This is a genomic window from Streptomyces sp. NPDC044063, assembly GCF_056434285.1.
In genome coordinates, this window is record NZ_JBWKFM010000003.1 from 316,218 (window position 1) to 328,988 (window position 12,771).

The window sequence follows — 12,771 nt, forward strand, 5'->3', positions numbered from 1 at the left end:
GCTCACCCGAGTAAGTTGCCAATCCGGATAGTGCCACTTACATCTCGGGGGGTCGCCGCCATGCCGGCAGCGAAGGTCGGACAAGCCGTGAGGCGCAACGTGTCGGGGCTCCCCCGGGAGTTCTGGTGGCTGTGGACCTCCACCCTCATCAACCGCCTCGGCGCCTTCGTCGCCACCTTCCTGGCCCTCTACCTCACCCTCGACCGCGGCTACTCGGCCTCCTACGCCGGCCTGGTCGCGGCCCTCCACGGGCTGGGCGGCGTGATCTCGGCGCTGGGCGCCGGCGTGATGGCCGACCGGCTGGGCCGCCGGCCCACCCTGCTGATCGCCCAGTTGTCCACCGCCGCCACCGTGGCGCTGCTGGGCTTCGTGACCGACCCGGTGCCCATCGCGGCCGTCGCCTTCCTGGTGGGCATGGCGAGCAACGCCTCGCGGCCCGCCGTCCAGGCGATGATGGCCGACATCGTCGCCCCCGCGGACCGCGTCCGGGCCTTCGCCCTCAACTACTGGGCCATCAACCTCGGCTTCGCGTTCTCCTCGCTCGCCGCCGGTCTGGTCGCCGAGTACAGCTATCTGATCGGCTTCCTCGGCGAGGCCGCGCTCACCTTCGCCTGTGCCGTCCTGGTCTTCGTCAAGCTGCCCGAGTCCCGGCCCGCCGCGGCGGACGGCGGCGCGGGCGCCGCGGCCGGCGAGCCGCCGGTCAGCATGCTGACCGTGCTGCGCGACCGGCGCTTCATGGCCGTGGTGTTCCTGTCGTTCCTGATGGCCTTCGTCTTCATGCAGCACACCACCGCCCTGCCGGTGGCCATGGGCGAGGACGGCTTCTCCCCGGGCGACTTCGGCACCGTCATGGCGATCAACGGCGTGCTGATCGTGGCGCTCCAGATCCCCGTGACGCGCCTCCTCGAGAACCGCGACCCGCGCACCCTCCTCACCGTCGCCGCGCTGCTCGCCGGCTACGGCTTCGGGCTCACCGCCTTCGCCGACTCGCTCGGCTTCTACGCGCTGACCATCGTCGTCTGGACGCTGGCGGAGATCATCAACTCGCCCATCCAGATGGGCCTCGTCGTCCGCCTGTCCCCGGCCCACGGCCGGGGCCGCTATCAGGGCATGTTCACCATGTCCTGGTCCGGGGCCGCCCTGATCGCCCCGCTGGTGGGCGGCTGGCTGATCGACGGCTACGGCGCGGGGGCCCTGTGGGCGACCTGTGCCGGCGTGGGCACCGTCGCCGCCGTGGGGTACTGGCTGCTCATGCGCGGCCTGCCCACGGAGGCGAAGGACGGCGGCTCCCAGGAGACGGCGGGCGCGGCGGCCCCGTCGGAGCCCGCTGCGGCCTGATCCCCCGTCACCGTCCGCGCGGAGCGCGGCGCATCAGCCCTCCTCGCGCGTCAGCCCTCCTCGCGCGTCAGCCGTTCGAACGCGTCGAGGTTGCGCGTCGACTCGCCGCGCGCCGTGCGCCACGCGTACTCCTTGCGGATCGCGCTGGCGAAGCCCATCTCCAGCAGGGTGTTGAAGCTGCCGTCCGCGTGCTCCAGGACCTGGCCCAGTATCCGGTCGATCTCCGGCGGGGTGACCGCGGCCAGCGGCAGCCGTCCGACCAGGTAGATGTCGCCCAGTCGGTCGACGGCGTAGGCGAGGCCGTAGAGCCTGGTGTTGCGCTCCAGCAGCCAGCGGTGCACCGCCTCGTGGTTCTCGTCCGGACGGCGGACGACGAAGGCGTTGACGGACAGCGAGTGCTTGCCGACGACCAGGGAGACGGTCGTCGACAGCTTGCGCGTACCGGGCAGCGCGACGACGTACGTGCCGTCGGAGCCGGACGGGGTCTCCCACTCGAGCCCCGCCTCGCGCAGCGCGTGCTCGATGGTGGTCTTCGGGTCAGTCGGGTCAGACATGAGCCGAGCGTAGGCGACGCCGCCGCTCGCCCATCGCCGCGGTGTACACCTCGGCCGTGCCGGCCGCCGCCGTGTCCCAGCCGAAGGACCGGGCGTGCCGGGCCGCCGCCTCACCCATCCGGCCCACCAGCGCCGGCTCCTCGGCGAAGCGGAGCAGGGCCGCGGCGTAGTCGGCCGGGTCGTGGCCGTCGACGAGGAAACCGCTGACGCCGTCGCGCACCGCCACCGGCAGCCCGCCCACCGCGGCCGCCACCACCGGCGTGCCGCAGGCCTGGGCCTCCGCCGCCACCAGCCCGAACGACTCGCTGTGGGACGGCATCACGAGCACGGACGCCGCCCGGTACCAGTCGGCCAGGCGCTCCTGGCCCACCGGCGGGCGGAACCGGACGACATCGGTGATGCCGAGCCGGGCCGCCAGCTTCTGCAGGCCCTCGGGCTTGGCCAGGCCGCTGCCGCTGGGGCCGCCGACGACGGGCACCACCATCCGGGCCCGCAGCTCGGGCCGCCGGTCCAGCAGCTCGGCCGTCGCGCGCAGCAGCACGTCGGGGGCCTTGAGGGGCTGGATGCGGCCGGCGAACAGCGGGATCAGGGCGTCGGCCGGCAGCCCGAGCCGCTCCCGGGCGGCGGCGCGGCCGTCGGCGGGCCGGAAGCGGTCGAGGTTGACGCCGGGGTGCACCACGGCGACCTTGGCGGGGTCGGCCTCGTAGTGGTGGACCAGCTCGGCGGCCTCGCCGTCGGTGTTGGCGATGAGCCGGTCGGCGGCCCGGACGATCTGGGTCTCGCCGATCACGCGCGCGGCGGGCTCGGGCGCGTCGCCCTCGGCGAGCGCCGCGTTCTTGACCTTGGCCATGGTGTGCATGGCGTGGACGAGCGGCACGCCCCAGCGCTCGGCGGCCAGCCAGCCGACGTGGCCGGACAGCCAGTAGTGGGAGTGCACGAGGTCGTAGTGGCCGGGGCGGTGACCGGCCCAGGCACGCATCACGCCGTGGGTGAAGGCGCACAGCTGGGCGGGCAGCTCCTCCTTGGCCAGCCCCTCGTACGGGCCCGCGTCGATGTGCCGGACGAGCACGCCGGGGGCCAGCTCCACGCTGGGCGGCAGGGCGCCGGTGGTGGCGCGGGTGAAGATCTCCACCTCGATGTTGATCGCGGCCAGCCGCTTGGCCAGCTCGACGATGTAGACGTTCATCCCGCCCGCGTCGCCCGTGCCGGGCTGGTGCAGCGGGGAGGTGTGGACACTGAGCATCGCCACGCGCCGGGGGCGGCGGGGGCTGCCGAGACGGAGCCGCTGGGGCTTGGGGAAGGGACCGAGCGTACGGCCGCGGCGGGCGCCGAGACGGGTTGCGTACTGGCTCACCGTGCGTTTCCTCCGTCCACCTCGGGGGCTGTCCGCCCCTGGGGACGTGCTCTGTGCGTCTGTGCTCTGTGCGGCTGTGCTCTGGGCGTCTGTGCTCTGTGCCGGCGTTCGTGCCGGCGCTCTGTGGTTCTCCACCCTCCCAACACGGGAGGGCGGGTCGCCATTTCCACTTTGCCAAAGCGTGATGAAGCGCCACTCCCGGGGGCTACCGACGGGTCAGCGCGATCCCGGCGGCGAGCTGCGCGGTGGCCGTGACCAGCAGCGCGGCCAGCGGTGCCGTCCAGCCCCCGGTGGCGCCGTGCAGCAGGCCGACCGCCAGCGGGCCGAGGGCCGCCAGGAGGTAGCCGGCCGACTGGGCGAGCGTCGACAGCGCCGTGGTCTCCTCCGGGGTGCCGCCGCTCCGCGCGATCACGGCGAGCACCAGCGGGAACGAGCACATCCCCAGCCCCAGCAGCACCGCCCACACCCAGACCAGCGCCACGGGCGCCACCAGCAGCCCGCCGAACCCCGCCAGCATCGCCACGGACACGACGACGAACGCGCCGCGCGGCCCGCCGCGCCCCTTGGCCGGCGCGATGACGGCGAACGAGAGGGGGATGCCCACGGCCTGGGTGACGGCGAGGACCGCGCCGGCGGCCGCGTCGGACATGCCCTGACCGGACAGCAGGGAGGGCAGCCAGCCGTTGACGGCGTAGGCGTTGAGCGCCTGGAGGCCGAAGTAGACGGTGATCAGCGCGCCGGCGCGGGTACGGGCCAGGGCCGCCACGCCGCGCGGGCCGGAGGCCGTACGGGCGGCCGGGGCGGAGCCGGGCGCCGGGACGCGGCTCGCCGCCGCCCAGACGAGCGCGGCCGCCAGCGCCGGGAGCGTCCAGACGGCGAGCCCGGAGGACGGCGACCCGGCGGCATCGGCCACGGGCACCGCGGCGGCGGAGGCGAGGGCGGCCCCCAGGGCCAGCACGGTCGTGCAGACGCCCGTGACGAGCCCGGTACGGGTGGGGAAGCGGGTACGGACGAGGGTGGGCAGCAGGACGTTGCACAGCGCGAGCCCGGACATGCCGAGCACGGTCCCGGCGAGCAGCGCCCAGCCGGCGGGCACGGCCCGGACGGCGAGCCCGGCGGTGAGCGCGGCGAGCGCCAGCGCGACTGTGCGGTCGGTGCCGAGCCGCCGGGCGAGGGCGCCCGTGCCGGCCCCGGCGGCGGCGAAGCAGAGCATCGGCAGGGTGGGCAGCAGGGCGGCGACCGGGCCGGGCAGGGCGAGCGCGGCGCGCAGGGCGTCGAGGAGGGCGGCGGCGCTGCTGATGCCGAGCCGGAGGTTGAGGGCCACGAGGACGACGGCGACCGCGACGAGCCGGGCCCGGCGAGGGGCGGGCATCGGGGCGGAGGCCTGCCGCCGCGGCTGGGGCGCCCGGCCCGTCCGGTGCGCCTGCTGGGTCTGCCGCGTAGGAATCACCTCGTAAACGTAAGACGTCTGACGTCTGATGTCCAACGTTCGCCCATCGGCCCTGCCCGTCCCCGGCCCGGTACCGTGTCCGCATGACTCTGGAACCGGTCCGCCGCGCGGCGCTGTCCGACGAGGTCATCGACCGGATCCGGGCCCACATCGCCTCCGGCGAGTGGCCCGTCGGCAGCCGCATCCCGCCCGAGCCCGAGCTGATGCGGCGGCTCGGCGTCGCCCGCGGCACGGTCCGCGAGGCCGTCCGCGCCCTCGCCCACGCCGGCCTCCTGGAGGTGCGCCGCGGCGACGGCACGTACGTCCGGGCCACCAGCGAGCTGTCCGGAGCCGTCGCCCGCCTCTACGGCACCAGCGGCCTCGGCCAGCTCCTGGAGGTCCGCGAGGGCCTCGACGCCCAGGCCGCGCGGCTCGCCGCCGCCCGGGCCGACGCCGCCGCGCTCGACGGGCTCGCCGACGCGCTGGAGCGCCGGCGCGCCGCCTGGGAGGCACGGGACTTCGAGGGCTGGGTCGCCGCCGACTGGGACTTCCACCTCGGCGTGGCCCTCGCCTCCGGCAACGACCTGCTCGCCGAGCTCTACCGCGACCTCGCGGGCCCGCTGCGCGGCGCCATGGCCGACGCCTGGGCCACCCCCGGCTTCCAGGGCGCGGACCCCGTCGGCCACGACGCGCTGCTCGCCGCCCTGCGCGACCGCGACCCGGCCCGCGCCCGCCGCGAGGCCGAGGCCAACATCTCCGACTCCCGCGCCTGGGACGAGCGCGCCCACGAGGCATCGGACGGCGCCCGGTGACCGCCCGGACGCGCCCGATCGGCTCCGCCACCCGGGGCACCACCAACCCCAACCGGCTGCGCCGCATGGACCGCTGGATCGCCGCCACCCACGCCGCGGCCCTGCGCCGGTCCGCCGACCCCGTCGCCGTGGACCTCGGCTACGGTGCCGCGCCCTGGACCGCCGTCGAGCTGCTCGGCCGGCTGCGCACCGTACGGCCGGACGCGGAGGTCGTGGGCATCGAGATCGACCCGGAGCGGGTCGCCGCCGCCAAGCCGTACGAGGGCGCGGGCCTGTCCTTCGCGCACGGCGGCTTCGAGGTGCCGCTGCCGGGCCGCCGGCGCCCCCTGCTGATCCGGGCCGCCAACGTCCTGCGGCAGTACGACGAGGACGAGGTCGCGGAGGTCTGGGCGCGGCTGTGCGGGCGGCTGGCGCCGGACGGCCTGCTCGTCGAGGGCACGTGCGACGAGATCGGCCGCCGTCACGTCTGGGTCGCGCTCGGCCCCGAGGGCCCGCGGACCCTGACCTTCGCGGCCCGCCTCGGCTCCCTCGACACCCCCTCCGACCTGGCCGAACGCCTGCCGAAGGCGCTGATCCACCGCAATGTGCCGGGCGAGCCGGTGCACGCCTTCCTGCGCGACTTCGACCGCGCCTGGGCGGCCCTGGCCCCGTACGGGGCGCTCAGCGCGCGGCAGCGGTGGATCCGTACGGCCGCCGCGCTGCGCGCGGACTGGCCCGTCGTCGACGGCCCGGGCCGCTGGCGGCAGGGCGAGCTGACGCTGCGCTGGGACGCGCTGGCCCCCAGAAGCTGAGCCCGCCCCAGAAGCCGAGGCCCCCAGAAGCCGAGGCCCCCCGAAGCCGAGGCCCTCAGGAACCGGGCCCGCCCCGCCCGGGTGGGCCGGCCGTCAGCCCAGGACGTCCAGCAGCGCGTCCACCAGCGGCCGGTCCCGGTCGTGGGTGAGCCGGAGCCGCGCGGCGGCCGGTGGCAGCCATTCGATCCGGTCCACCTCCCGGCTCGGGACGAACATCCCGCCCACGGCCTCGGCCAGCCAGTAGCGGACCTCCTTGGGCCGCCCGTCGACCTCGTACCGGGAGGTCTCCAGCGCCGCGCCCGGCACGCACCGCATGCCGGTCTCCTCCAGCACCTCCCGCACGGCGGCCCGCAGCGCGTCCTCGCCGCGCTTGAGCTTGCCTTTCGGCCACGACCAGTCGTCATATTTCGGCCGATGGACCAGCGCCACCTCGATGGGGTGGGGGTCGCCGCGCCGCCACAGGACGCAGCCCGCCGCCCGCACCACCCCGCCGTCGCCAGTACCGGGGCCGTCGCTCACGTCGCCACCCGCAGCCAGATCCGCCCGAACGCGTACCGTGCCGACTCCACCTCGTGCCGCTGGTCGGCGTGGAGCACGCCGAGGGCGTAGGCCGTCGCCGGGGCGATGCGCGGGGTCCGGGCGGCGGCCGCCGCGGCAGCCGCCGCCTCGGCCGCGTCCCGGTGCCGGTCCAGGGCCTGCCCCGCGCTCAGCAGCCGCACCGACAGCGCGGGCTCGGCCTCGGCCTGCTCGTGCTCGTCGAGGACCTCCTGGGCGTAGCGCCGCAGCCGCACCAGGCGTCGCGCCTGGTGCCAGGGCGCGTCCTGGCGGCCCTCGGCGGGCGGCGCGTCGGCCGCGGACGTGGCCGCCAGGCCGTGGGTGAGCGCCTCCGCGTTGTACGGCCGTCCGGCCAGTGCGAGCGGCAGCGCGTCCACGGCGTCGGTCAGCCGCCGGTGGGTCTGCTCCACCAGGCAGGGCAGTGCCTCCCGCGCCGCCAGCTCCCGGGCAGACGGGTCCAGCGGCGCCTCGGAGGCCAGGACGGCCACCGCGTCGGCCACCGCGTGGAAGCGGGAGGAGCCCAGCGCCTGCAACGCCGCCGAGTGGGAGCGGGTACGGGCCAGGCCGATCTGCCGGTCCAGCAGCGCCCCGGCGCGCGCGGCGCCCACGGTCGGCGCCGGGGGGCCGTCCGCCTCCCCGTCCGCGCCCGCCAGCCGGTGCAGCGCCCCGCGCAGCCGGGCCAGCCGGGCCGCGTACGCGTGCTCGCGGCCCAGGACGCCGGTCAGCCAGACCAGCTCGGCGCCCAGCGGGTCGGTCCACGTGGTGTCGGTGAGCGGCCGGTAGACGCGCAGCGCCCCGGCGATGCGGCGCGCGGAGCGGCGCAGCAGCCGGGCGGCCTCCCCCGCGTCCTCCGCGTCCGATCCGCTCTCCGCGTGCAGCCGCAGGCTGCGCAGGAATTCCGTCGCCTGTGCGTGGAGGTAGCCCGACAGCACGTCCCCCGCGGTCGCCGTGTCCACGGCCCCGGCCCCCGTCACCCTCGCCGGGCCGACGGGGCCCGGTCGTTCCGTCATCATCGTTTCCTGCCCCCCAGAGGCGGTCGCCGCGACCGTAACCGGCGGGTCATGAGGTCGGTGAGCCACGCCGGCGCCTCCGGGCGTCGATGAGCATCTCCTGCACGTTCCGCAGCGGCCGGCCGTCGGCGTCGGTGGCCCGTCGCGTCCAGTCGCCGTCCGGGCCCAGGTGCCAGGAGGCGGTGCCGTCGGACACCCCGAGCTCCAGCAGCTTGCTCAGCGAGGCCCGGTGGGCGGGGTCGGTGACCCGTACCAGCGTCTCGATGCGCCGGTCGAGGTTGCGGTGCATCATGTCGGCGCTGCCCAGCCAGACCTCGGGCTCGCCGCCGTTGCCGAAGGCGAAGACGCGCGAGTGCTCCAGGAAGCGCCCCAGCACGCTGCGCACCCGGATGTTCTCCGACAGCCCCGGCACGCCCGGCCGCAGCGCGCAGATGCCGCGCACCCAGATGTCCACCGGCACCCCGGCCCGGGCCGCCCTGTAGAGGGCGTCGATGACCGCCTCGTCCACCATCGAGTTGACCTTGATGCGTACGGAGGCGGGCCGGCCGGCCCGGTGGTGGGCGACCTCCTTGGCTATCCGCGCGACCAGCCCGTCGCGCAGCGACCGGGGGGCGACGAGCAGCCGCCGGTAGGTCTCGCGCCGGGAGTAGCCGGAGAGCCGGTTGAAGAGGTCGGACAGGTCGGCGCCCACCTGCGGGTCGGCGGTCAGCAGCCCGAAGTCCTCGTAGAGCCGGGCGGTCTTGGGGTGGTAGTTGCCGGTGCCCACGTGGGAGTAGCGGCGCAGGGTGTCGCCCTCCTGCCGCACCACCAGCGACAGCTTGCAGTGCGTCTTGAGGCCCACCAGCCCGTACACGACGTGGCAGCCGGCCTCCTCCAGCTTCCGCGCCCACTTGATGTTGGCCTGCTCGTCGAAGCGCGCCTTGATCTCGACCAGCACGAGGACCTGCTTGCCGGACTCCGCCGCGTCTATCAGCGCGTCGACGATCGGCGAGTCGCCCGAGGTGCGGTACAGCGTCTGCTTGATCGCCAGCACGTCCGGGTCGGCCGCCGCCTGCTCCAGGAAGGCCTGCACAGAGGTGGAGAAGGAGTCGTACGGGTGATGGAGCAGGACGTCCCGCTCGCGCAGCGCGGCGAAGACGTCGGGCGCCGAGGCCGACTCGACCTCGGCGAGGTCCCGGTGGGTGCCGGCGACGAACTTGGGGAACTTCAGCTCGGGCCGGTCCAGCGCCACGATGTCGAAGAGCGCGGTGAGGTCGAGCGGGCCGGGCAGCGGATAGACCTCGGCGTCGGAGACCTTCAGCTCGCGCACCAGCAGGTCCAGCACGTACGGGTCGATGGTCTCCTCGACCTCCAGCCGCACGGGCGGGCCGAAGCGGCGCCGCATGAGCTCCTTCTCCAGCGCCTGGAGGAGGTTCTCGGCGTCGTCCTCCTCGACCTCCAGGTCCTCGTTGCGGGTCACCCGGAACATGTGGTGGGCGAGCACCTCCATGCCGGGGAAGAGCTCCTCCAGGTGGGCCGCGATGACGTCCTCCAGCGGGACGAAGCGCTGTGGGGAGGCCTCCAGGAAGCGCGGCAGCAGCGGCGGCACCTTCACCCGCGCGAAGTGGTCGTGGCCGCTGACGGGGTTGCGCACGACGACGGCGAGGTTGAGCGAGAGCCCGGAGATGTACGGGAAGGGGTGGGCGGGGTCCACGGCCAGCGGCGTCAGCACGGGGAAGATCTGCTGCCGGAAGAGGGTGAAGAGCCGGCCCTGCTCCTTGTCGGTCAGCTCGGGCCAGCGGATCAGGTGGATGCCCTGCTCGGCCAGCTCGGGGGCGACGTCCTGGTGGTAGCAGGCGGCGTGCCGGGCCATGAGCTCGCGGGAGCGGGTCCAGATCAGCTCCAGCACCTCGCGGGGCTGGAGGCCGGAGGCCGAGCGGGTGGCGACGCCGGTGGCGATGCGGCGCTTGAGGCCGGCCACCCTGACCATGAAGAACTCGTCCAGGTTGCTGGCGAAGATCGCCAGGAAGTTGGCCCGCTCCAGCAGCGGGGTGGCCGGGTCCTCGGCGAGCTCCAGCACCCGCTCGTTGAAGGCCAGCCAGCTGCGCTCGCGGTCGAGGAACCGTCCCTCGGGCAGCGCCTCGGGCACCGCGGCGACCGCCTCCTCGCCCGGGACCACGCCCTTGAGCTCGTACGCGTCCAGCTCGTCCCCCAGCTGTGGCACCCCCGCCACGACAGCCGCGTTCGGCCGGTGGGCCGCGATGAACCCTACCGAGTCGGTGCTGTCGCGCGCAGGTGCGCCGGACGACTGGTCCATGTCTTCATGGTGCCGCGCCACGGGCGACACCGGCGCGTCGGAGGCCGGGGCGGCGGCAGCGCGGAGCCGTCGTCCGGTCGTACGAGGGGTGGCGGGCTGCATTGGGCAAGGCTCGCAACCGAGGTTGAATCACGGGTAACGAGCGCGTGACATGGAGGAATCGCCGGACGGGCCGGAACGTCACGGCGGCGTGGACGGCCCGCCGGGGCGCGCGGGAAGGCGCCCCGGCGGCAGGGGCCGCTGGGTACGTGCCCCGGCGGCAGGGGCCGCTGGGGCACGTGCCCCGCTCAGCACGGGTACGTGCGGCGGAGCAGCCGGAAGGCCCCGACGGCCGCCAGCCCGGCGAGCGCCAGCGTGATCCCCGCCTCGGCCCACTGGAGGGGCCACAGGTGGGAGGCGGGGTGGAAGTCCAGATACCAGCCGGTGGCCCCGTGCTGCTCGGCGCACCGGGCCGGGCTGACACCGACCTTGCAGTCCGGCTCGGGGAGGCGGCCCCCCGAGCGGGCGATCAGGCCGCGCTCGACGACCCAGGCGTCGCCGTTGACGCCCTTGATCAGCCCCGGCATGTCGGCGGACAGCTCCGTGACCGGCGGCCGCAGCCCGGGCCGCAACGACGACAGGCCCGTGACCAGCACGTAGTACGTCACGAGGGTGCCGGCCATGGCGGGCACGACGCGCTTGACGGCGAGCCCGGCCAGGGCACCCACGGCCAGCGCGAGCAGCGCCTGCGCGACGGGGGCCGGGCCGATCATGTCGTAGGAGCGGTACCAGCGCTGGCCGGGCAGCGTCAGCACCGGCGCCGCCCGCCAGGTCCAGGTGTAGACGGCGGAGAGCAGCGAGAGCCCGGCCAGGACGGCCACGGCGGGCACCGCCAGCTTCACCGTCAGCCAGCGCAGCGGCGAGACGGACTGCGTCCACGCGAGCCGGTAGGTGCCGCTCTCCATCTCCCGCGCGATCACGGGGCCGGCGACGAACAGGCCGATCAGCAGCGGCAGGAGCTCGATGAACCGGCCCGCGTAGTGCAGCAGGTCGCCGAACCGCTCGTCGAAGGACTCGACCGCCGTCCCGTCGCCGACGCAGTCCCACTCCGCGCCGCAGGCGGTGATCAGGTGGTTGTCGCGGACGAATTCCGTGATCTCGGCGCGCAGCACCACCAGTCCCAGGACGAGGGCGGTCAGCACGCCGAGCGCGGCCCAGGCGGTGGCGCGGTGCTGTCGCAGTACGAACCGGATCAGGGCGCCCGTCCCGGCGGTGGCCGTCATGCCGCCCACCTCGACGCGGGCATGCGCGGCTCGGCGCTGGGGGCGACGAGCGCGGGGGCGCCCGGCGAGCGCAGGTGGGCGAGGAGCAGTTCCTCGAGAGAGGGCTCGGATATCGCCCAGTGACCGCGGATGGGGCCCTCGGGGCGTACGAGGGCGGTGAGCTGACGGCCCGTCGTGCGCGCTTCCACGATCGTGTGGGCGGCGAACTCGCGGGGCGTGCCCACGTCCTCGTAGCGACCGACGACGACCCGGTGCACCGAGAGCAGGTCCTCGACCTCGCCGGCGAGCCGCACCCGGCCGTCGGCGAGCAGGAGGAGGTAGTCGCAGGCGCCCTCCAGCTCGTCGATGATGTGCGAGGCGATGACGACAGTGGTGGCGTTCTCGGCGGCCTCGGACATCAGGGCGGCCATCATCTCGTGACGGGCCAGCGGATCGAGGTCGCCCATCGGCTCGTCCAGCAGCAGCAGTTCGGGCCGCTTGCCGAAGGCGAGGGCCAGGGCCAGGCGGGTGCGCTGGCCGCCGGAGAGGGAGCCGACGCGGGTGGTGGGCGCGAGGTCGCCGGCGCGCACCAGGCGCTCGGCCGCGGCGGCGTCCCAGCGGCCGGGGTTCAGGGCGCGGCCCATGCGCAGCGTGTCGTCGACGGTGAAGTGGCGGTAGAGCGGCTTGTCCTGGCCGACGTGGGCGATGCGGGGGCGCACCCCGGGGGCGCCCGGCTCACCGCCGAGGACGCGCAGCCGGCCCCCGGAGGGGCGGCGCAGCCCGGCCGCGAGGGCGAGCAGGGTGGACTTGCCGGCGCCGTTGGGGCCCACCAGCGCGCACACCCGGCCGGCGGGTATCCGGAAGGTGCAGTCGCGCAGCGCCTCGCGCCGCCGGAAGGCCACCCGCAGCCCGACCGCCTCCAGGGCGGTGCGGTCGGGGTGGAAGGTCAGGTCGGTCACGCGGTCCCCTCCGTCGCACGGTGCGGCGCCGGCGCGTGGTCCGCGAAGCCCTCCTCCAGGGCGGAGGCGACCAGCGCCTCCACGTCCTGGCGGTCGAGCCCCGCCGCGCGGGCGCGGGCCGTCCAGTCGGCCAGTTCGGCGCGCAGCGGCGAGTCGGCGGCGGCGCCCGGGCGGGCCAGCGACTTCCGTACGAAGGTGCCCAGTCCGGGGCGCGCCTCGACCAGGCCCGCGCGGTCGAGCTCGCGGTAGGCCTTCAGGACGGTGTTGGGGTTGATGGCGGTGGCCGCGACGACCTCTTTGGCGGTGGGCAGCTTGTCGCCGGGGGCGAGCAGGCCCAGCCGCAGGGCCTGCTCGACCTGGTGCACGATCTGCAGATAGGTGGCGACCCCACTGCGCCGGTCGATGCGGAACTCGACCACGCGCATCACCCTT

Annotated in this window: 12 protein-coding genes; 3 read left to right on the forward strand and 9 right to left on the reverse strand. The window is 75.3% G+C overall.

Translation table 11 applies throughout. The annotated features are described in order from the left end of the window. Positions 1-60 precede the first annotated feature (60 nt). Entirely contained in the window at positions 61-1,338 is a 1,278-nt protein-coding gene (locus AC07BS_RS06665; RefSeq protein ID WP_478930630.1) for an MDR family MFS transporter, read from the forward strand. Between the two features lie 50 nt (positions 1,339-1,388). Here the strand turns inward: AC07BS_RS06665 and AC07BS_RS06670 are convergent, their stop codons facing one another. From AC07BS_RS06670 to AC07BS_RS06680, 3 genes are all read right to left on the reverse strand, one after another. Beyond that, on the reverse strand, positions 1,389-1,892 hold the full coding sequence (locus AC07BS_RS06670; RefSeq protein WP_478930632.1) for a type III secretion system chaperone family protein: 504 nt from the start codon (positions 1,890-1,892) through the stop codon (positions 1,389-1,391). Beyond that, on the reverse strand, positions 1,885-3,246 hold the full coding sequence (gene mshA, locus AC07BS_RS06675) for a D-inositol-3-phosphate glycosyltransferase (protein WP_478930634.1): 1,362 nt from the start codon (positions 3,244-3,246) through the stop codon (positions 1,885-1,887). Before mshA ends, AC07BS_RS06670 begins: the two co-directional genes overlap by 8 nt. 205 nt (positions 3,247-3,451) lie before the next feature. After that, positions 3,452-4,696 carry an MFS transporter gene (locus tag AC07BS_RS06680; RefSeq protein WP_478930636.1) on the reverse strand — a complete coding sequence of 415 codons (1,245 nt, stop codon included), beginning with the start codon at positions 4,694-4,696 and terminating at the stop codon, positions 3,452-3,454. An 83-nt stretch (positions 4,697-4,779) separates the two neighbouring features. Between AC07BS_RS06680 and AC07BS_RS06685 the strand changes: the two genes are divergently transcribed. Then, positions 4,780-5,487, forward strand: coding sequence for a FadR/GntR family transcriptional regulator (locus AC07BS_RS06685; protein ID WP_478646568.1), 708 nt, complete (start codon positions 4,780-4,782; stop codon positions 5,485-5,487). Continuing rightward, entirely contained in the window at positions 5,484-6,278 is a 795-nt protein-coding gene (locus AC07BS_RS06690) for a class I SAM-dependent methyltransferase (RefSeq protein ID WP_478646569.1), read from the forward strand. Before AC07BS_RS06685 ends, AC07BS_RS06690 begins: the two co-directional genes overlap by 4 nt. 93 nt (positions 6,279-6,371) lie before the next feature. On the opposite strand, the gene AC07BS_RS06695 is transcribed toward AC07BS_RS06690, so the two are convergent. The 6 genes from AC07BS_RS06695 to AC07BS_RS06720 form a co-directional block, all read right to left on the reverse strand. After that, entirely contained in the window at positions 6,372-6,797 is a 426-nt protein-coding gene (locus tag AC07BS_RS06695) for an NUDIX hydrolase (RefSeq protein WP_478646571.1), read from the reverse strand. Beyond that, positions 6,794-7,846 carry a CHAD domain-containing protein gene (locus AC07BS_RS06700; RefSeq protein ID WP_478646574.1) on the reverse strand — a complete coding sequence of 351 codons (1,053 nt, stop codon included), beginning with the start codon at positions 7,844-7,846 and terminating at the stop codon, positions 6,794-6,796. Before AC07BS_RS06700 ends, AC07BS_RS06695 begins: the two co-directional genes overlap by 4 nt. A gap of 46 nt (positions 7,847-7,892) precedes the next feature. Then, on the reverse strand, positions 7,893-10,139 hold the full coding sequence (locus AC07BS_RS06705; protein ID WP_478646576.1) for an RNA degradosome polyphosphate kinase: 2,247 nt from the start codon (positions 10,137-10,139) through the stop codon (positions 7,893-7,895). Positions 10,140-10,426: 287 nt separating this feature from the next. Next, positions 10,427-11,401 (reverse strand): ABC transporter permease, encoded by a 975-nt coding sequence (locus AC07BS_RS06710; RefSeq protein WP_478930639.1) that lies wholly within the window; start codon positions 11,399-11,401, stop codon positions 10,427-10,429. Then, positions 11,398-12,339, reverse strand: a complete 942-nt coding sequence (locus AC07BS_RS06715; RefSeq protein WP_478930641.1) for an ABC transporter ATP-binding protein — start codon at positions 12,337-12,339, stop codon at positions 11,398-11,400. The genes AC07BS_RS06710 and AC07BS_RS06715 overlap by 4 nt, the downstream gene beginning before the upstream one ends. Next, positions 12,336-12,764: a GntR family transcriptional regulator gene (locus AC07BS_RS06720; RefSeq protein ID WP_478646583.1), complete on the reverse strand. Its 429-nt coding sequence runs from the start codon at positions 12,762-12,764 to the stop codon at positions 12,336-12,338. The genes AC07BS_RS06715 and AC07BS_RS06720 overlap by 4 nt, the downstream gene beginning before the upstream one ends. Between the last annotated feature and the right edge of the window lie 7 nt (positions 12,765-12,771).

Bases quoted from the DNA above. Each gene is read 5' to 3' on its own strand.
- AC07BS_RS06670 (WP_478930632.1), bottom strand. From the start codon at position 1,892: ATGTCTGACCCGACTGACCCGAAGACCACCATCGAGCACGCGCTGCGC.
- AC07BS_RS06665 (WP_478930630.1), top strand. From the start codon at position 61: ATGCCGGCAGCGAAGGTCGGACAAGCCGTGAGGCGCAACGTGTCGGGG.
- AC07BS_RS06710 (WP_478930639.1), bottom strand. From the start codon at position 11,401: ATGACGGCCACCGCCGGGACGGGCGCCCTGATCCGGTTCGTACTGCGA.
- AC07BS_RS06700 (WP_478646574.1), bottom strand. From the start codon at position 7,846: ATGATGACGGAACGACCGGGCCCCGTCGGCCCGGCGAGGGTGACGGGG.
- AC07BS_RS06720 (WP_478646583.1), bottom strand. From the start codon at position 12,764: ATGCGCGTGGTCGAGTTCCGCATCGACCGGCGCAGTGGGGTCGCCACC.
- AC07BS_RS06685 (WP_478646568.1), top strand. From the start codon at position 4,780: ATGACTCTGGAACCGGTCCGCCGCGCGGCGCTGTCCGACGAGGTCATC.
- AC07BS_RS06705 (WP_478646576.1), bottom strand. From the start codon at position 10,139: ATGGACCAGTCGTCCGGCGCACCTGCGCGCGACAGCACCGACTCGGTA.